Source organism: Neisseria sp. P0021.S005, from assembly GCF_051956955.1.
Genome location: NZ_JBQCWY010000021.1, coordinates 1 through 17,941, shown reverse-complemented (window position 1 = coordinate 17,941; position 17,941 = coordinate 1). Strand labels below are relative to the sequence as shown.

The following is a 17,941-nucleotide window of genomic DNA, read 5'->3' as shown; positions in this document are numbered from 1 at the left end:
ACACTTGCACCAAGCTGAACAATTCTTTTTCCATACGGTACAGTACCAAACGGCCGCGACCGCGCATAACAGGATCACCCGGCATCAACTGAGGATGAGGGAAACGCTCGTCAATGTATTCGTTGATGATGTTTGATTCGTGCAAAATCAAATCACGCTCAACCAGAACCGGTACTTGGTTATACGGATTCATCAAAGCCAAGTCTTCGGGTTTATTGAACACGTCCACATCTTTGATTTCAAAATCCATGCCTTTTTCATACAATACAAAACGGCAACGTTGGCTGAATGGACAAGTAATACCCGAATACAAAGTCATCATAATCTTCTACTCCTGATCAATCTTTTCAGACGGCCTTAAGCCTTATAAAAATTCAGAAAGAATTATACATAATTTCAAATACTTAATCCAGAAATTTAAAATAACACACTGTTTACATTAAGCAATTTTTAGATTTGCATTAATCCGACATAAATTGATTAAGCAAACAAAAAAGGCAAACCTGAAACAGGTTTGCCTTTTTGATTCAAAAGAATTAATGAACGTCTTTCCAGAATTCTTTTTTCAGGAAGTACGCCAACGGCAACATTACGGCAAACAGGAATGTCAAAACCATGTAACCGATACGGTGGCGTTGCAATTGAGCAGGTTCGCCCATGTATACCAAGTAGTTCACCAAATCGCGCACATAAGCATCGTACTCTTTTTGGATTACTTTACCATTAGGCAGACGACGGCTATGCAGACCGGTAGATTCCCAATACAGTTTAGGAGTCAGGTTGCCATGCTCGTCTTTAATCATAACGGGCTGACCTTTGGCATCCAATTCAACGGCTTGAACACCTTGTTGCTCCCACAATGGGTGAGGCATACTCGCGCCGGCCAAAACGGTATTGTTCCAACCGGTCGGACGAGTTGGGTCTTTATAGAAGCCGCGCATATAAGCGTACAGGTAGTCCGCACCTTTAGAACGGGCAATCAGGGTCAAATCCGGCGGAGGCGCACCCAACCATTTGGAAGCATCTTTCGGATCCATGGCCGCTACCATCACGTCACCAACGTTGTCTGTTGTGAACATCAGGTTTTTCTTGATTTCATCTTCAGTCAAACCGATGTCTTTCAGACGGTTGAAGCGCATACCACTGGCAGAGTGGCAAGACAAACAGTAGTTTGTAAAGATTTGCGCACCGTGCTGCAGGCTGACTTGGTCACGCAGGTCGATATCGACTTTTTCATAGTTTGCATGGCCGCCGCTGGCGACGGCTGCACTCATAGGCACTGCCAGCAATAAGGCAGCAAACCAGTTTTTCAGAGTTTGTTTCATTTTCGCTGCCCTCATCAGATATTGGTTGCAAACAAGTAAGCACCAACAACGGTAATACCGACATAAACAAAGAACATAATTTTTTGTTTAGTAGTGCTCATGGTTACGCGTTCAGGAACTGGTTTGTTGGTATCCAGTTTGGTATAGAACGGCATACCTAGGAAGAATGCAAAGTAGACGAAAGACAGGATACGTGCAACCAAAGTACGGGTATCAGTTGCTACCATTGCACCCAAAATACCCAAACCGATGAAGGCAATGATGAACAGAACCAACGCAGTTTTGAAGATTGGGCCGCGATAACGGACAGATTTAACTTCGCCTTTATCCAACCAAGGCAACAAGGCAATCAGGACAACTGCTGCACCCATACCGATTACGCCCCATACCTGAGTACCGGCAAAGGAAGGAATCGCACGCAGAATTGCGTAGAACGGAGTGAAGTACCATACCGGCGCAATGTGCGGAGGTGTTTTCAGCGCATTCGCTGCATCGAAGTTTGGCGCTTCGAGGAAGTAGCCGCCGCCTTCAGGTGCAAAGAACAACACAGAACAGAAGACAATCAGGAATACAACGACGCCCAAGATGTCTTTAACGGTGTAGTAAGGATGGAATGGGATACCATCGCGTGGAATACCGTTTTCGTCTTTGTTTTTCTTGATTTCAACGCCATCAGGGTTGTTAGAACCCACTTCATGCAGGGCGATGATGTGAGCCACAACCAAGCCGAGCAATACCAAAGGTACAGCGATAACGTGCAGGGCGAAGAAGCGGTTTAAAGTAACGTCGGAAACGTTGAAGTCACCGCGGATCCAAGTGGACAAATCAGGACCGATAACAGGGATGGCGGAGAACAGGTTAATAATTACCTGCGCACCCCAGAAGGACATTTGACCCCAAGGCAACAGGTAACCCATAAAAGCTTCTGCCATCAATGCCAAGAAAATCAGGGAACCGAAAATCCACACCAATTCACGAGGTTTTTTGTACGAACCGTAAATCAGACCGCGGAACATGTGCAGATAAACGACGATGAAGAAGAAAGATGCGCCAGTGGAGTGCATGTAGCGGATAATCCAGCCGCCGGACACGTCGCGCATGATGTACTCTACTGCAGTAAAGGCAGCAGGCAGATGGTAGGCGTTAAGGTTGCCGTCCGGTTTGTAGTTCATGGTCAGGAAAATACCGCTGACGATTTGAATTACAAGGACGAGCAGAGCCAAAGAGCCGAAGTAATACCAGAAGTTGAAGTTCTTTGGCGCATAGTATTGAGCCAAATGCTCATTCCACATTTTAGACAGAGGGAAGCGAGCGTCCATCCAGCCTAACAATGCTTTTGCTTTGCTATTGGTTTGGTTTGCCATAATTATCGTTCCTTATTTTTAGTCTTCGCCCACCAAAACAGTCGTATCGCTCAGATATTTGTAAGGCGGTACAACCAAATTGGTCGGTGCAGGAACACCTTTGTATACGCGGCCTGCCATGTCGAATTTCGAACCGTGGCAAGGGCAGAAGAAACCGCCTTTCCAGTCTGCACCCAAATCCGCAGGGGCAACGTCGGGACGGTAAGTCGGAGAGCAACCCAGGTGGGTACAGATACCGATAGCGACGAGGAGGTTCGGCTTGATCGAACGGTGCTCGTTTTTAGCGTATTCCGGTTGCTGATCCACTTCGGAATTAGGGTCTGTAACTGCACCATCCAAACTTTTCAAGTCTTTGAGCTGTTGATCTGTGCGGTTGACCAGCCAAATCGGTTTACCCTGCCATTCGGCAGTCAGCATTTGGCCTGCTTCGATTTTGCTGACATCCACTTCGACAGCAGCACCGGCAGCCTTAGCTTTCTCCGATGGGAAGAAGCTGGCCACGAAAGGCGTAGCTACGCCTAGAGCCGCCACACCGCCTGCACCGCAAGTAGCCAGTGTCAGAAAACGGCGGCGACCGTTGTTGATTTCTTGATTATCCATTATTCAGTCGTCCTAAAATTTTGGGAATACCGAGCCATTAAACAGCGTAATTCTACCTAGTTTGTTGTAATACTCAAAGCATTATTTAAAATAAGGTAAAGTTTTTATGATATTGCTCAATACTCAGGCAGGGTTGTTTTCATCAAAGTGAACCACTTCAATACCGAATTTTTCTGCCACAGCATCGCCTAAGGCGCGGACGCCGTAACGTTCTGTCGCGTGGTGGCCGGCACTGATAAATGCCACACCCGTTTCATTGGCAAGATGATATTGCGCTTCGGAAATCTCACCGGTCAGATACACATCGACACCTTCGTCTACGGCCGTCTGAAAAAATCCCTGCGCACCGCCACTGCACCAGGCAATGCGTTTGATTTCGCGTTCAAGATCGCCGATAACGGTCGGCTTGCGGTCAAATACCGCCTCAATGCATTCAGACAACTGCGCCAACGTTTGCGTGGTTTTCAGACGGCCTGTATTCAACAGGTTTTGCTCGCCGAATTGTTTTTCGAGCACCCAATCGAGTTTCTCAGCCAACTGTGCGTTATTGCCTAATTGCGGGTGTGCGTCCAGCGGCAGGTGGTAGCCCGCCATATTGATTTGGTATTGCAGCAAGGTTTCAATGCGTGCTTTTTTCCAACCGGTAATCGTGACAGGCTCGCTTTTCCAAAACATGCCGTGGTGAACCAAAAGCATATCCGCCCCCTGCCCTACGGCAAAATCGATTGCTGCTTTGCTGGCGGTAACCGAAGTGGCGATTTTGGCAATTTCTTCTTTGCCTTCGACCTGCAAACCGTTGGGCGCATAGTCCTTAAACAGCCAGACCTGCAATGTCTCATCGCACCAGGCCAGAATTTCGCGGCGTAAAGCCATATTCCGCTCCTTATATCTATCTTCAAAAACAGCTTCGCATTCTAACCGCAAAATCTGTTTATGCCTCAAATTCTTACATTCCGATTTCAGCAATCATTCCCAACATTAATCATTTGCACATCATCATGAATTATTTTAATATACACCACCTTACCCACAGGCCGTCTGAAAACACATGGACTCTATTATCGAATTGCGTCATCTCAAAACCTTGCTGGCTTTAGAAGAAACCGGCAGCGTTTCCCTTGCCGCCAAACGGGTTTTCCTGACCCAATCCGCCCTGTCGCACCAAATCCGCGCCTTGGAAAATTATTACGAAACGCCGTTGTTTGAACGCAAATCCACACCACTGCGCTTCACTCCGGCCGGTATGCGCCTATTGCAACTGGCGCGCGAGCTGTTGCCGCAGGTTGCTGCCGCCGAACGTGATTTGGTGCGGATTATCGAAGGCGAAGCGGGCGAACTCAGGCTTGCCGTCGAATGCCACACCTGCTTCGACTGGCTGATGCCTGCCATGGGCGAGTTCCGCCCCTTATGGCCGCAAGTTGAATTGGACATCGTTTCCGGTTTCCAAGCCGATCCGGTCGGGCTGCTGCTACAACACCGTGCCGACCTTGCCATCGTTTCCGAAGCCGAGCCACTCAACGGCATCAGCTACCGCCCTCTGTTTGCCTATGAAATGGTCGGCATCTGTGCAGAAGACCACCCACTTGCCGACAAAGATGTTTGGGAAGCGGAAGATTTTATCGACGAAACCCTGATTACTTATCCCGTCCCCGACGAAATGCTGGATTTGCCTAAAAAAGTGCTGCTGCCTAAAGGCATTAATCCGCCGCGCCGCCACAGCGAGCTGACCATTGCCATTATTCAACTGGTTGCCAGCAAACGCGGCATCGCCGCCCTGCCCTATTGGACGGTCATGCCGTATCTGGAAAAAGGCTACGTCGTCCATCGCAAAATCACTTCAGACGGCCTGCAAAGCAAACTTTATGCAGCCATTCGTACGGAAGATGCCAACAAAGGCTATTTGGACAACTTCTGCCAAATCACGCACGACCGCTGTTTTGCCGACTTGCCGGGTTTGAGCGAATTGGAAATGTAAACTTAAAACAAGCAAAAGGCCGTCTGAACAATTTCAGACGGCCTTTTTTAATATACACAAAAATCTCACTGCTTCTATTCGGATTCATCCGAACCCAAACACGCCGACAAATCGATTTCAGACGGCCATGTTTTATCGGGCGCAACCCGAATATCGAAATGCTCGCCGCGATAGTCGAAAACCAAACGCCAAGCGTGCAAAAACAGATGTCCCGCCTCATCGCCGCCATACAGCGTATCGCCCAAAATCGGACTGCCTATGCTTTTCATGGCCACGCGCAGCTGATGGGTTTTGCCGGTAAACGGTTGCAACACAAACAGGCGCAAACCGGGCTTCAGGCTTTGGCTGCTGAAACGGGTAACGGCAAAATTATCCTCGTCTCGCGTCAGCTTCCATGTACCGCGCCGCGAACGCGCCATACCGCCTTTCACCCAGCCCTGCTTTTTCGCCGGCTTGTGCGTACTGAGTGCCAAATACGTTTTACGCATAGTTTTCTCGGCAAACTGTGCCGACAAAGCCGCCGCGCTGTCGCGGTTGAGCGCAAACAGCAACAGGCCGCTGGTGGCCTTGTCCAAACGGTGAACCAGCCACACGCGTTCAACACCGAGCTGCTGCGCCAGCGAAGCGGTCAGGCAAACATCCCCTTCCGATTCGCTGTGCACCGATACGCCGCAAGGCTTATTAATGACCACAAAATCTTTGTGTTCAAAAACAATGTCCCACATTTCAGACGGCCTTCAACACGATACCGTCGCCAAGCAGGGTCAAAATACCCAGCAGGCAGAACAAGATACATGCGGCAATGCGCACTGCTTTGGCCGGAATCTTGCGCATCAGCATTTCGCCCAAATACACGGCAGGCACAGAAGCAATCATCAAACCGGCAATACTGCCGACCACGACCAGCAGGATAGATTGGTATTTTGCTGCCAAAAGAACTGTTGCAATCTGCGTTTTATCGCCGATTTCAGCCAAGAAAAACAGGACAACCGTCGCCGTAAATGCGCCGTATTTCAGCCACTTACCGTCAGGATCTTCGTCTTTGTCCGGCAATAGCAGCCACAATCCAACCGCAATAAAACTGCCGCCAACCACCCATTTCATGACTTCGGGCGAAATAGCGGATGCCAGCCAGACACCGAGTGCGGCTGAAACAAGATGGTTCAACAGGGTTGCAATAAAAATACCGGCAACAATCGCGTTTTTGTGGGCAAAACGTGCAGCTAAAAAGAGTGCGAGCAATTGCGTCTTATCGCCGATTTCGGCAATGGCAACGCCCAGCGTCGAGGAGAAAAAAGCTTCCATGATTTAAGATACTCAACCGAAAAGCGGGCAAACAAAAAGCGCTGTGCATACCGCCCGCAAGGGTATGGACAACGCTTACGTCTTGCCTGTCTTCCGATAAAGCAGAGAAGATACCGCTGCCACGGCCGCACAAGCCGATTATGTTGACAACGGTTTCGGCATTGCGCCGAATGGCTACTCCCGTAAGAGTGAAGCGCGAATTGTAAGGCAAACCATGGCTTGAAGCAACAGAAAGAAAAACAAAAGTCCGCCTGAAACCTGATTCAAGTAGGTTTCAGACGGCCTGCGATTACTTGCCGCATACTTCAAATTTACGGCCGAATCCTTTGCCATTGTATCTGCCAAAACCATGCGGCATATCGTTTTCAATCACTTTAAACAAACCCGGGCTGGCTGCAACCCCTTCAGGCATATTATCCGGCAGGGCCTGACGCATCTTGGCAGTAGCGGCTTTAAAATCTTCCATATTGCGCCAACGGGCTACGTTGACCAAATGATATTTACCGTTTGGATCTATATTTTGGTGCAGGCGCGTAGCTATATAGCCTGGCTGGGTTTTCAAAAAATCACGCGCTTTTTGCCAAGAAGCCAAAGCTTCGGCTTCTTTACCCTGCGGCACTTCAAAAGTATTAATGAGGACAACACTGTTTTGAAAGGCTTCACATTTTTCCTGCCACTGTTTGGCATTTGCAGTACAACCGACAGCGACAAAGGCAGTGGCGGCAGCGGCAATCAGAGCTGTTTTTTTACGGATATTCATATGGATAGTTCCTTATAGGTTTGAATTGATGTGAGATATTTAAACTCTTCCGAACATTCGGGGCATTACGGATTCGCCTTTGATGTAGTGGTAAACGACCATGCCGATATGTCCCAGAGACAAGAACAGCAACGAAAATGCCAGTGCTCCGTGAATCTGTCCTTCCTGAGTAATTTGTCTCATAACACCTGTGACTGGAACGGCAAGCATCAGGAGATACATTGCCCAATGTCCAAATTTGGCAGCCATACTGCCAACCGGTCGATTTCTGGACTGGCGGATTGCCCGCATCACACGCCAAGCAGACAATATCAGCAGAAGAAAGCCAACCGCTTTATGAGGATTAGTCAAAAACTTCAGACTTTCATCCATATTCCAAGCAATGGCGGTTGCAAACATAAACAGATAGCAGGCCGCCATAGTCCAATGCAGAAAGCGGGTTGTAGTGCCGTAACGTTGCGGAATATCAGGTTTCATGATGTTTTCTCTTAAATTAACAATTAAATGGATTTCAATTTGGGTTTACGGATAGAAAATCCGTCTTTCATGCTCAGTCCCAACAGCGTCAGATTAGCCACACCAGCAATCAGTTCTACGATTTGAACGATATAAAACACGCTGTCAAACTGTCCTGCGGCGGCGCGGCTGTTTAAGAAAAACGCGCAAGGCAGCAAAATCAACATTTCGTTGGCGGCGATGAAGGGCATACGGCGGCGTTTGGCGGCAATCGCAGTATGTTTGCTTTTCCCACCCATTTTCATGCCTGTTGCGCCTACGGTTGCCATGCAGGCAATCAACCCGAACAGCGCATAAACAATGGTTTGCTTCACGGCGGCGACGGTTTCGTGCGAGCCGAAGAGTTCGCTGAACACGGTGCTGCTCCAAAACGAAGCGATGAATAAAAATGCGCCCACCCCTGCGGCGGCGTGGATTTTGCGTAAAGTATTGCGGTTCATTATGGTTTCCTTGAACATTTAAGAGAGGTCGTCTGAAAGCATTTAAATAGCAAGCTATCGAGTTAAAATAAGTATAGCGTGCTATGAATTAAGATAGCAAGCTATATTTGTGATATGATCCGCAATAATCTGATTTTAAAGGAAACAAAGTGAACGAAGTTTTCAAAACTGAATCGGCAGGCTATTTGATGAACCATATTGCCCGCCAATTTGCCATTTTATTGAGCGAAGGCTTAAAACCACTGGGGATTGCGCCTGCACAATTTCCAATTTTGATCGAGCTATGGAATAAAGACGGCTTGAGCCAACAGGAATTAGTTGAGCGTGCCGATTTGAAGCAGGCAACGATTGCCAACACTCTGGCACGGATGGAGCGAGACGGATTGATTACACGGGAGCCTAATCCTGAAGATGCACGCAGCCGTTTGATTATGCTGACAGAACACGCGCGTGCTTTACAATCAAGCTCCACCGAAATTGCCAAAGCCATCAACCAAGAATCCTTGGCTGATCTGTCTGCAGACGAGCAGAAACTGTTTTTGGAAATGGCACAGAAAATTATATTGAAACAACAAAAGATGATAAAAGTCTGAAAAATATAAAAAAGGCCGTCTGAAACTCAATGTAAACAGGTTTCAGACGGCCTTTTTCACAGCGATTAATTATCGGAGAACAAATCGCCTACTTTTTCGCCTACTTTTTCCCAAAACGATTTTTTGCGCGGGGTTTGGCTGAGATTGAGGCCGGAGGAGATTTTTTCAAATTCTTCCAGCAACTCTTTCTGACGGTCGGTCAGGTTAACCGGTGTTTCAACCAAAATGTGGCAGTACAAATCGCCGGTCGAGCTAGAACGCAGAGACTTGATGCCTTTGCCTTTCACGCGCATACGGCGGCCGGTTTGCGTTTCTTTCGGAATGTGCAGTTTGACTTTGCCGTCCAAAGTCGGCACTTCGACTTCACCGCCCAATGCGGCAATGGCAAAGCTGATCGGCAGTTCACAATGCAGGTCTAAGCCGTTGCGCTCGAAGATTTTGTGCTGTCTTACGCGGACATTGACGTACAAATCGCCTGCCGGCGCGCCGTGTTGACCCGGCTCGCCCTCGCCGCTCAAACGGATGCGTTGACCGTCGTCGATGCCTGCCGGAATGTTGACTTCAACCGTTTTGCTGGTTTTGGTGCGGCCTTCGCCACGGCATTTGACGCAAGGATCTTTGATTTCTTTGCCTGTACCGTGACAAGTCGGACAAGTCTGCTGCATTTGGAAAATGGCTTGGCGGACGTGTACCGTACCTGAGCCGTGACAGGTCGAACAAGTCGATGCGGATGTGCCCGGTTTGGCACCTGAGCCGTGGCAGACATCACATTCTTCATAAGTCGGAATGTTGATGCGTTTTTTCACGCCTTTGGCGGCTTCTTCAAGCGAAATCTCTATGCCGACCTGCAAGTCTGCGCCGCTGTAATCCGGCTGACGGCCGCCTGAGCTGCCGCCACCGCCGAACATTTGGCTGAAAATATCGGAAAAATCGAAGCCTTGCGCACCACCGAATCCGCCTTGGCCGCCAAAACCGCCAAAGCCACCGAATCCGCCCGCACCTGCGCCCTGTTCGAACGCGGCATGGCCGTATTGGTCGTACATGGTACGTTTTTCCTTGTCAGACAAGGTGTCGTAAGCTTTTTGGACTTCTTTAAATTTTTCTTCCGCTTCTTTGTTGTCAGGGTTGCGGTCGGGATGGTATTTCATTGCCAGCTTGCGGTAGGCTTTTTTGATTTCATCGTCGCTAGCGCTGCGGGCAACACCAAGGGTTTCGTAATAATCTTGGGTACTCATAGTTTGATAGTGTTTTGAATAAATTTGAACTGGGTCGGATATGTGGGCGGAAGGTAAAAAACTCAAGTCGATATTTTTAAGGCCGGCTGAAAATTTTGTTTCAGACAGCCTCCCTCGCCTTGTCAAAACATGATAATGGCCTTAAAGTGAAAGAATATTTGACCCTATACCGCTGTTTTATATTAGAAAGATTTTCTTCCTTGATAAAAAAGTTGCTTCCTTTTTATGCCTGATGCTGATGGCGGCCGTTGCCAGACTTACCGTTAACCGTTTCATATCTAGGCCGTCTGAAACCCTGTTTTCAGACGGCCTTTTGATTGTTTGCGTTCTTCCATGTCAAAACAAACGGGAAACAACAATGCCAAAGCGGTTTGACATGATGTTACGACACAAGCAATCCGCTTCTGAATCCGCTATAATCTGCGTTTGATTTTATTTCCCAACGCCTTTTGTACAAAGCGAAACATCATGCAAGAACATTACCAACCCGCCGCCATCGAGCCTGCGGCGCAGAAAAAATGGGATGACGAGCGTATTTTCAACGTCTCCGAAGACGCTTCCAAACCCAAATACTACTGCCTCTCCATGTTCCCCTACCCCAGCGGCAAGCTGCACATGGGGCATGTGCGCAACTACACCATCGGCGACGTATTGAGCCGCTTCAAACGCTTAAACGGCTTCAACGTCATGCAGCCTATGGGTTGGGACGCGTTCGGCATGCCGGCGGAAAACGCGGCGATGAAAAACAACGTCGCCCCCGCCGCTTGGACGTACGACAACATCGAATACATGAAAACCCAGCTCAAAAGCCTGGGTTTTGCGATTGACTGGGAGCGCGAAGTCGCTACCTGCAAACCCGAATACTACCGCTGGGAACAATGGCTGTTTACCAAGCTGTTTGAAAAAGGCATCGTCTATCGCAAAAACGGCACGGTGAACTGGGACCCGGTCGACCAAACCGTATTGGCCAACGAGCAAGTTATCGATGGACGCGGCTGGCGTTCGGGCGCGTTGATTGAAAAACGCGAAATCCCGATGTATTACTTCAAAATCACGGATTACGCCGAAGAGCTGCTCAACGATTTGGACAAGCTGGAACACTGGCCGGAACAAGTCAAAACCATGCAGCGCAACTGGATCGGCAAATCTCGCGGTATGACCGTGCGCTTCGCCGTTTCAGACGACAGCAAACAAGGCTTGGAAGGCGATTACGCGAAATTCCTGCAAGTTTATACCACCCGTCCCGACACGCTGATGGGCGCGACTTATGTTGCCGTTGCCGCCGAGCATCCGCTGGCAACCGCCGCAGCCGCCGACAAACCCGAATTGCAGGCATTTATCGCCGAATGCAAAGCCGGTTCGGTTGCCGAAGCCGATATGGCGACGATGGAGAAAAAAGGCGTGCCGACCGGCCGCTATGTCGTCAATCCGCTTAACGGCGACAAGCTGGAAGTGTGGATTGCCAACTATGTATTGTGGGGTTACGGCGACGGCGCGGTGATGGCTGTTCCGGCGCACGACGAACGCGATTTCGAGTTTGCCACCAAATACAATCTGCCGAAAAAACAAGTCATTGCCGTCGGCGACAACGCATTCGACGCAAACCAATGGCAAGAATGGTACGGCGACAAAGAAAACGGCGTATTGGTCAACAGCGGCGACTTGGACGGCATGAATTTTCAGATGGCCTTTGACGCCATCACCGCCAAGCTGCAAAGCCAAGACGCTGGCGAACCGAAAACCCAATACCGCCTGCGCGACTGGGGTATTTCACGCCAACGCTACTGGGGCTGCCCGATTCCCATCGTCCATTGCGAAAAATGCGGTGACGTACCCGTCCCAGCCGACCAACTGCCCGTCGTTTTACCCGAAAACGTCGTACCCGACGGCATGGGTTCGCCGCTGGCAAAAATGCCCGAGTTTTACGAAACCACCTGCCCATGCTGCGGCGGCGCGGCAAAACGCGAAACCGACACCATGGACACCTTCATGGAATCGAGCTGGTATTTCTTCCGCTACATGTCTCCTCAATTCGCAGAAGGCATGGTATCGGCAGAAGCCGCGAAATACTGGGGCTCGGTTGACCAATACATCGGCGGTATCGAACACGCGATTCTGCACCTCCTGTACGCGCGCTTCTTCACCAAACTGATGCGCGACGAAGGCTTGGTCAATGTTGACGAACCGTTCGAACGCCTGCTCACGCAAGGTATGGTCGTCTGCGAAACCTACTACCGCGAAAACGCCAACGGCAGCAAAGACTGGATCAACCCTGCCGATGTCGAGCTGACTTTCGACGACAAAGGCCGCCCTGTTTCCGCTGTTCTGAAAGCCGACGGCCTGCCTGTCGTCATCAGCGGCACGGAAAAAATGTCCAAATCCAAAAACAACGGCGTCGATCCGCAAGAGCTGATTAACGCCTACGGCGCGGATACCGCCCGCCTGTTCATGATGTTCGCCGCACCACCCGAACAGTCCCTCGAATGGAGCGACAGCGGCGTCGAAGGCGCACACCGCTTCCTGCGCCGTCTGTGGCGTACTGTTTACGAATACCTGAAACAAGGCGGCGCGGTCAAAGCGTTTGCAGGCAGCCAAGATGGTTTGTCTAAAGAACTCAAAGACCTACGCCACAAACTGCACGCCACCACCGCCAAAGTCAGCGATGACTACGGCCGCCGCCAGCAGTTCAACACCGCCATCGCCGCCGTGATGGAACTGCTCAACCAATACGACAAAACCGACACCGGCAGCGAACAAGGCCGAGCCGTCGCCCAAGAAGTATTGGAAGCCGTCGTACGCCTGCTGTGGCCGATTGTGCCGCACATCTGCGAAACCCTGTGGAGCGAATTAAACGGCGCGAAACTGTGGGAAGCAGGCTGGCCGACCGTCGATGAAGCCGCCTTGGTTAAATCCGAAATCGAAGTGATGGTTCAAGTCAACGGCAAACTGCGCGGCAAAATCACCGTCGCCGCCGACGCCTCCAAAGCCGACCTCGAAGCCGCCGCACTCGCTAACGAAGGCGCAGTGAAATTCATGGAAGGCAAGCCTGCGAAGAAAATCATCGTCGTTCCCGGACGCTTGGTGAATATTGTCGTCTAAACCGCTTTTAAGGTTTAGCCACACGGATAAAGGCCGTCTGAAACTTGGAAACAGGTTTTCAGACGGCCTTTTATTTTTAAAACCGTTATTTCCTTGAATTGTAAGGTTTACCATTAAATTAAAGTTATGAAGATATTTTTTGAACCATCGTATTCAAATGAAGACCTTAGCTTTGATAAAAACTAAGGTTTAGACGAATAAAGAAAGGCTGAGACCTTTGCAAAAAAGCCCTTCCCACGACAGCCTAAATCCAAACAAAGGTCTCATCAGGTTCATTTAGCGGAATTCAAACAGCTCTTGATGCAATGAGCGTGTCTTAAGTTTTCCTGCAATACTGTTTGTAAAGCTACGACTACCACAAAGCCATAGACTGCGGGTTTCACTATTCTGAACGCTTTGTACAATATGATCAGCTGATAATCTTTGGGTTTCAGAAGGAATATAGTGGAATGTAACATTCGCTTGTTGAGCCAAATCTTTCCATTGGTTGATTATTTCTGCAGATAAATTTCTATCGGCATGGAACCAGTCAATTTGTTGATTGGATGGTTGTTTGGCTAATTCTTTGAGCCTTGCAAGGAAAGGCGTAAAACCAATACCGTTACTCACCCAAATTTGTTCATTTTTATCTGAAAAATTGAAGCGGCCATATGCACCATCAATTTTAACGGTATCACCGATGTTCAAACGTTGAGACAGACGATGGGTGTAGTCGCCCAAGTCTTTGATGATAAGATTGATTTGTTGATTTTCAGGATTCCAGTTTGAAGCGATGGTAAATGGGTGGCTTTCTCCATGTGCACGTAAAAAGAGGAATTGACCGGCTTGGTGTCCCTGCCATTTTGGCGCATTCAGGGTAAGTGAAAGCAGGGAGCCGTTTTGGTTCATGGCAGTTACTGTTGCGGTTTGCGGTTTACCAATGCGTTTAAAGAGGGCGAGGAGGGAACAAATACTACTGAAGAATAGGGCGGTAGCCAGCAACCAGCCAAGTGGCTGAGCCCAGTAAGCAAAGTTTGCCAATACGATGGTGTGCCATACGAGTGCAATATAGACAGGGACAATTAAGATGTGAAGTTTGGCAAACCAACGGTAGGGAATAAGTTTGATCAGTGCGATAACCAATAAGACGACTGCAACGTAAAAAGCAATCTCACCCACTTCTTCAGCAAAATGGCGCTGGGTAACTAACCAATCTTTTAAAGTCAAGACTTCCTGCATCGGTGGGCGCGGTGGCTTTTTGCCGTCAAACAGACCGAGCTTTACCAGCCATTTGGGGAATTGCTTACTGATCCAATGCAGGATACTGCCTGAAAGGGCAATGATGCCCAACCATTTATGCAGGCGGTACATTTTATCCAATCCGCCAAATAGTCCTTCCAACATTTTGGGACGTACTGCAAGAATCATACAAGCACTCATGGCCAGTATGCTGATGCTGCCGGTGAACTGTAATAATAGGTTACGTACGGGAAATACGCCCCACTTGTCTGGAAATGGCGTGGCAAACAGCCATAAAGCGGATATGCCGACTAAAAAGGCAAATAAGGTAAATTTAATATTTTTCATGGTAGTGTTTGTGAAATTAAAATATAAAACAGTTGGTGCTTGTTTTAACAGGACTAAGTATATCTTGGAAAAATTAGGCCAAAATTATCGATAAAGTGCTTCCTGTATTCATTGTTAGGGCTTAAAACGCCAATGTTGGTATGCTCAGCCTTTCTTGTCGTTGATAGTTTAAAGTGGAACATTATTTAATAAATTCCACCACTTCGCGTTTTTGGGTGAGGCTCTTACTTGCGATAGCCAAATGCTGCCATCACACTTAACTTAAATTCTTGGGGATCAAACAAGCCTTTTTCTGCCAATAATGTATCCATTTTGGCATGAGGGAAACCTTCAACAGTGGGAAGCGGTCGATGTGTTTGGCAATCATGGCTTGGGCAGTTTACTGGAAGAAAGTACTCATGAGAAATCCCCTAAATGTCTTGGTGGAAATTTAGGGGATTTTGGGGAATTTTGCAAAGGTCTCAGGCCGTCTGAAACCCTATATTCAGGTTTCAGACGGCCTTTTTAACTACCCTATTTTATTCGCCGTAGTAGGCTTTGGTCAGGATTTCTTCCATATCGGCCACCATCGCGAGGCGTGGGTTGGCCGGGGTGCATTGGTCTTCAAAAGACATCATGGCCAGCTCTTTTCTGCCATCGAGGAAGGTTTTCTCATCGATGCCCTGCTCTTTAAACGACATTTTGATGCCGACGTTGACCGCCAGTTCGTGGCAGGCGCGGGCGAAGGATTCTACGCCTTCTGCCGGTGTGCTGCATGGCAGGCCTAAGGTACGGGCGATTTCCTGATATTTCAGGTCGGCTTTGTAGTAGTTGTACTTCGGCCAAGTGGCGGTTTTCTGCGGACGCGTGCCGTTGTAGCGGATGACGTGCGGCAGCAGGATGGCGTTGGCACGACCGTGCGGAACATGATATTTGCCACCGATTTTGTGTGCCATCGAGTGGTTGATGCCTAAGAACGCATTGGCAAACGCCATGCCTGCGATGGTGGAGGCATTGTGCATATGCTCGCGCGCTTCAGGATCGGCCGCACCGTGTTTGTAGGAGCGTTCGAGATATTGGAACACGAGCTTAATGGCTTGCAGGGCGAGGCCGTCTGTAAAGTCGTTCGCCAGTACGGAAACGTATGCTTCTACGGCGTGGGTCAGTACGTCCAAACCGGTATCGGCGGTTACACCTGCCGGAACTGTCATGGTAAAAGCAGGATCGACAATCGAAATGGTCGGTGTCAGTGAGTAGTCGGCAATCGGATATTTTTTGTCGCCGTCGCTGATGACGGTAAACGGCGTCACTTCGGAGCCTGTACCCGACGTGGTAGGAATGCCGATAAATTTGGCTTTGCGGCCCAATTCAGGGAAACGGAATGCGCGTTTGCGGATGTCCATGAATTTTTGCACCAAGTCTTCAAAATCGACTTGCGGCTGCTCGTAGAAGAGCCACATGGCTTTGGCCGCGTCCATCGGCGAGCCGCCGCCCAGCGCAATAATGGTGTCCGGCTGGAAGCTGCGCATCAAATCCGTGCCTTTATAGACGGTTTGGACGCTCGGATCGGCTTCAACGTCAGTAAACAGCTGGATGGTCACTTTGTTTTTGCGTTGATGCAGTTGATGGGTGATTTTATCGACAAAGCCCAGGTCAACCATCGAACGGTCGGTCACAATCATGACTTTTTCGCAGTCTTTCATGTCTTGCAGATATTGGATGGAATCGCGTTCAAAATAGATTTTGGCGGGCACTTTGAACCATTGCATGTTGTTTCTCCGACGGCCTACTTTTTTGATGTTTAACAGATTGACTGCGCTGACGTTGCCGCCGACGGCGTTTTTACCGTAAGAGCCGCAACCGAGGGTCAGAGAAGGCAGGAAGGCATTGTACACGTCGCCGATGCCGCCGAAGGTGGAAGGCGAATTCCAAATCACGCGCAGCGCTTTGACGCGGGAGCCGAACGTTTTGACCAATTCTTCGTCGGCGGTATGGATGGCGGCGGAGTGTCCCAAGCCGTCAAAGGCGACCATTTCTTCGGCGAACTTCAAACCTTGTTCGGTCGAATCCGCCTTAATCATGGCCAAAACAGGCGAAAGTTTCTCGCGGGTCAGCGGCTCGTTCGGGCCGACTTCGCGGCATTCGGCGATGATGATGTTGGTTTTTTCAGGTACCTTAAACCCAGCCTGCTCGGCAATCCATGCCGCCGGTTTGCCCACTACCGCAGAATTGAGTTTCGCCCCGCCGCAGCTGGCGCAATTCGCCGTTACGCCGAAGATAAACTCTTCGAGCATGGCTTTTTCTTTTTTGTTGGCGAAGTACACGCCGTAGGATTTGAACTCTTCGGCCAACTCTTTGTAAATCTCTTTATCGGCAATCACCGCTTGCTCGCTGGCGCACACCATGCCGTTATCGAAAGATTTCGACATCACAATATCGTGCGCCACCTGTTTGATGTCCGCCGTTTTTTCAACATAAGCAGGTACGTTGCCCGCCCCGACGCCGAGCGCAGGTTTGCCGCAAGAATACGCCGCTTCCACCATCGCATTGCCGCCGGTCGCCAAAATCGTTGCCACGCCCGGATGCTTCATCAGCGCGGAAGTGCCTTCCATAGACGGTTTTTCAATCCACTGGATACAGTTTTCCGGCGCGCCGGCCGCAATTGCCGCATCGCGCACAATACGCGCGGCATGGGCGGAACACTGTTGGGCGGACGGGTGGAACGAGAAAATAATCGGATTGCGGGTTTTCAGCGCAATCAGGGATTTGAAAATGGTGGTGGAAGTCGGATTGGTCGTCGGCACAATACCGCAAACCACGCCGACCGGATCGGCGATTTCGGTAATACTGGTTACATCGTTTTCGCTGATGACGCCCACGGTTTTCAAATCGCGCAGGCGGCGCACGACGTTTTCGCAGGCAAACAGGTTTTTCGTCGCCTTATCCTCAAACACGCCGCGTCCCGTTTCTTCGACCGCGTGCATGGCGAGTACACCATGTTTGTCCAGCGCGGCGATAGAGGCTTTGGCAACAATAAAGTCAATCTGCTCCTGATCTAGCTTAAGAAACTCGTCCAATGCCCGTAAACCCTTGTCAACCAGGCTGTTTACCTCGGCTACGGCTGGGCTGACGACGTTGTCGGCTGATGCGTTCATGGTGTATCTCCTTAATAAAAGGTGGCAAT

Annotated in this window: 16 protein-coding genes; 3 read left to right on the top strand and 13 right to left on the bottom strand. The window is 49.5% G+C overall.

Annotated elements, in window-relative coordinates; genetic code table 11:
• From ACTHUE_RS02690 to ACTHUE_RS02670, 5 genes are all read right to left on the bottom strand, one after another.
• Positions 1 to 322 (bottom strand): glutathione S-transferase N-terminal domain-containing protein (locus ACTHUE_RS02690; protein ID WP_440423020.1); only part of this gene is annotated, 322 nt, incomplete at its 3' end.
• A 214-nt stretch (positions 323 to 536) separates the two neighbouring features.
• Complete coding sequence (locus ACTHUE_RS02685) at positions 537 to 1,325, bottom strand: cytochrome c1 (RefSeq protein ID WP_003748257.1); 789 nt, start codon at positions 1,323 to 1,325, stop codon at positions 537 to 539.
• Positions 1,326 to 1,339: 14 nt separating this feature from the next.
• Complete coding sequence (locus ACTHUE_RS02680) at positions 1,340 to 2,689, bottom strand: cytochrome b (protein ID WP_003681866.1); 1,350 nt, start codon at positions 2,687 to 2,689, stop codon at positions 1,340 to 1,342.
• Between the two features lie 18 nt (positions 2,690 to 2,707).
• Positions 2,708 to 3,289 (bottom strand): ubiquinol-cytochrome c reductase iron-sulfur subunit, encoded by a 582-nt coding sequence (gene petA, locus ACTHUE_RS02675; RefSeq protein WP_049335346.1) that lies wholly within the window; start codon positions 3,287 to 3,289, stop codon positions 2,708 to 2,710.
• A 123-nt stretch (positions 3,290 to 3,412) separates the two neighbouring features.
• Complete coding sequence (locus ACTHUE_RS02670; RefSeq protein WP_070695281.1) at positions 3,413 to 4,162, bottom strand: Nif3-like dinuclear metal center hexameric protein; 750 nt, start codon at positions 4,160 to 4,162, stop codon at positions 3,413 to 3,415.
• Positions 4,163 to 4,337: 175 nt separating this feature from the next.
• Between ACTHUE_RS02670 and ACTHUE_RS02665 the strand changes: the two genes are divergently transcribed.
• Positions 4,338 to 5,264 (top strand): LysR family transcriptional regulator, encoded by a 927-nt coding sequence (locus ACTHUE_RS02665; protein ID WP_003748251.1) that lies wholly within the window; start codon positions 4,338 to 4,340, stop codon positions 5,262 to 5,264.
• Positions 5,265 to 5,338: 74 nt separating this feature from the next.
• Here the strand turns inward: ACTHUE_RS02665 and ACTHUE_RS02660 are convergent, their stop codons facing one another.
• The 5 genes from ACTHUE_RS02660 to ACTHUE_RS02640 all read right to left on the bottom strand — a co-directional run bounded on the left by ACTHUE_RS02660 (position 5,339) and on the right by ACTHUE_RS02640 (position 8,285).
• Positions 5,339 to 5,989, bottom strand: coding sequence for a TIGR01621 family pseudouridine synthase (locus ACTHUE_RS02660; RefSeq protein WP_049335349.1), 651 nt, complete (start codon positions 5,987 to 5,989; stop codon positions 5,339 to 5,341).
• A 1-nt stretch (position 5,990) separates the two neighbouring features.
• Positions 5,991 to 6,569 (bottom strand): TMEM165/GDT1 family protein, encoded by a 579-nt coding sequence (locus ACTHUE_RS02655; RefSeq protein WP_004518907.1) that lies wholly within the window; start codon positions 6,567 to 6,569, stop codon positions 5,991 to 5,993.
• Between the two features lie 289 nt (positions 6,570 to 6,858).
• Positions 6,859 to 7,329, bottom strand: a complete 471-nt coding sequence (locus tag ACTHUE_RS02650; RefSeq protein WP_004518910.1) for an antibiotic biosynthesis monooxygenase family protein — start codon at positions 7,327 to 7,329, stop codon at positions 6,859 to 6,861.
• Between the two features lie 39 nt (positions 7,330 to 7,368).
• Complete coding sequence (locus ACTHUE_RS02645; protein WP_004518911.1) at positions 7,369 to 7,806, bottom strand: cytochrome b; 438 nt, start codon at positions 7,804 to 7,806, stop codon at positions 7,369 to 7,371.
• 23 nt (positions 7,807 to 7,829) lie between these two features.
• The gene (locus ACTHUE_RS02640; protein WP_039861854.1) at positions 7,830 to 8,285 is read right to left on the bottom strand and encodes a hypothetical protein; all 456 of its coding nucleotides are present in this window, start codon (positions 8,283 to 8,285) and stop codon (positions 7,830 to 7,832) included.
• A gap of 149 nt (positions 8,286 to 8,434) precedes the next feature.
• Here ACTHUE_RS02640 and ACTHUE_RS02635 point away from each other — a divergent pair, with 149 nt between their 5' ends.
• On the top strand, positions 8,435 to 8,878 hold the full coding sequence (locus ACTHUE_RS02635; RefSeq protein ID WP_004518913.1) for a MarR family winged helix-turn-helix transcriptional regulator: 444 nt from the start codon (positions 8,435 to 8,437) through the stop codon (positions 8,876 to 8,878).
• A gap of 65 nt (positions 8,879 to 8,943) precedes the next feature.
• Here the strand turns inward: ACTHUE_RS02635 and dnaJ are convergent, their stop codons facing one another.
• On the bottom strand, positions 8,944 to 10,113 hold the full coding sequence (gene dnaJ, locus ACTHUE_RS02630) for a molecular chaperone DnaJ (protein ID WP_004518914.1): 1,170 nt from the start codon (positions 10,111 to 10,113) through the stop codon (positions 8,944 to 8,946).
• Positions 10,114 to 10,581: 468 nt separating this feature from the next.
• Between dnaJ and leuS the strand changes: the two genes are divergently transcribed.
• The gene (leuS, locus tag ACTHUE_RS02625; protein WP_070695280.1) at positions 10,582 to 13,212 is read left to right on the top strand and encodes a leucine--tRNA ligase; all 2,631 of its coding nucleotides are present in this window, start codon (positions 10,582 to 10,584) and stop codon (positions 13,210 to 13,212) included.
• Positions 13,213 to 13,488: 276 nt separating this feature from the next.
• Here leuS and ACTHUE_RS02620 read toward each other — a convergent pair whose 3' ends face one another.
• The gene (locus ACTHUE_RS02620; protein WP_070646351.1) at positions 13,489 to 14,778 is read right to left on the bottom strand and encodes a ferredoxin reductase family protein; all 1,290 of its coding nucleotides are present in this window, start codon (positions 14,776 to 14,778) and stop codon (positions 13,489 to 13,491) included.
• A gap of 518 nt (positions 14,779 to 15,296) precedes the next feature.
• Positions 15,297 to 17,912 carry a bifunctional acetaldehyde-CoA/alcohol dehydrogenase gene (gene adhE, locus ACTHUE_RS02615; RefSeq protein ID WP_049335351.1) on the bottom strand — a complete coding sequence of 872 codons (2,616 nt, stop codon included), beginning with the start codon at positions 17,910 to 17,912 and terminating at the stop codon, positions 15,297 to 15,299.
• Positions 17,913 to 17,941 lie beyond the last annotated feature (29 nt).

Coding starts and splice junctions, on each gene's coding strand:
- ACTHUE_RS02640 (WP_039861854.1), bottom strand. CDS start 8,285: ATGAACCGCAATACTTTACGCAAAATCCACGCCGCCGCAGGGGTGGGC.
- dnaJ (WP_004518914.1), bottom strand. CDS start 10,113: ATGAGTACCCAAGATTATTACGAAACCCTTGGTGTTGCCCGCAGCGCT.
- ACTHUE_RS02660 (WP_049335349.1), bottom strand. CDS start 5,989: ATGTGGGACATTGTTTTTGAACACAAAGATTTTGTGGTCATTAATAAG.
- ACTHUE_RS02650 (WP_004518910.1), bottom strand. CDS start 7,329: ATGAATATCCGTAAAAAAACAGCTCTGATTGCCGCTGCCGCCACTGCC.
- ACTHUE_RS02620 (WP_070646351.1), bottom strand. CDS start 14,778: ATGAAAAATATTAAATTTACCTTATTTGCCTTTTTAGTCGGCATATCC.
- ACTHUE_RS02680 (WP_003681866.1), bottom strand. CDS start 2,689: ATGGCAAACCAAACCAATAGCAAAGCAAAAGCATTGTTAGGCTGGATG.
- ACTHUE_RS02655 (WP_004518907.1), bottom strand. CDS start 6,569: ATGGAAGCTTTTTTCTCCTCGACGCTGGGCGTTGCCATTGCCGAAATC.
- ACTHUE_RS02685 (WP_003748257.1), bottom strand. CDS start 1,325: ATGAAACAAACTCTGAAAAACTGGTTTGCTGCCTTATTGCTGGCAGTG.
- ACTHUE_RS02670 (WP_070695281.1), bottom strand. CDS start 4,162: ATGGCTTTACGCCGCGAAATTCTGGCCTGGTGCGATGAGACATTGCAG.
- petA (WP_049335346.1), bottom strand. CDS start 3,289: ATGGATAATCAAGAAATCAACAACGGTCGCCGCCGTTTTCTGACACTG.
- ACTHUE_RS02665 (WP_003748251.1), top strand. CDS start 4,338: ATGGACTCTATTATCGAATTGCGTCATCTCAAAACCTTGCTGGCTTTA.
- ACTHUE_RS02645 (WP_004518911.1), bottom strand. CDS start 7,806: ATGAAACCTGATATTCCGCAACGTTACGGCACTACAACCCGCTTTCTG.
- leuS (WP_070695280.1), top strand. CDS start 10,582: ATGCAAGAACATTACCAACCCGCCGCCATCGAGCCTGCGGCGCAGAAA.
- adhE (WP_049335351.1), bottom strand. CDS start 17,912: ATGAACGCATCAGCCGACAACGTCGTCAGCCCAGCCGTAGCCGAGGTA.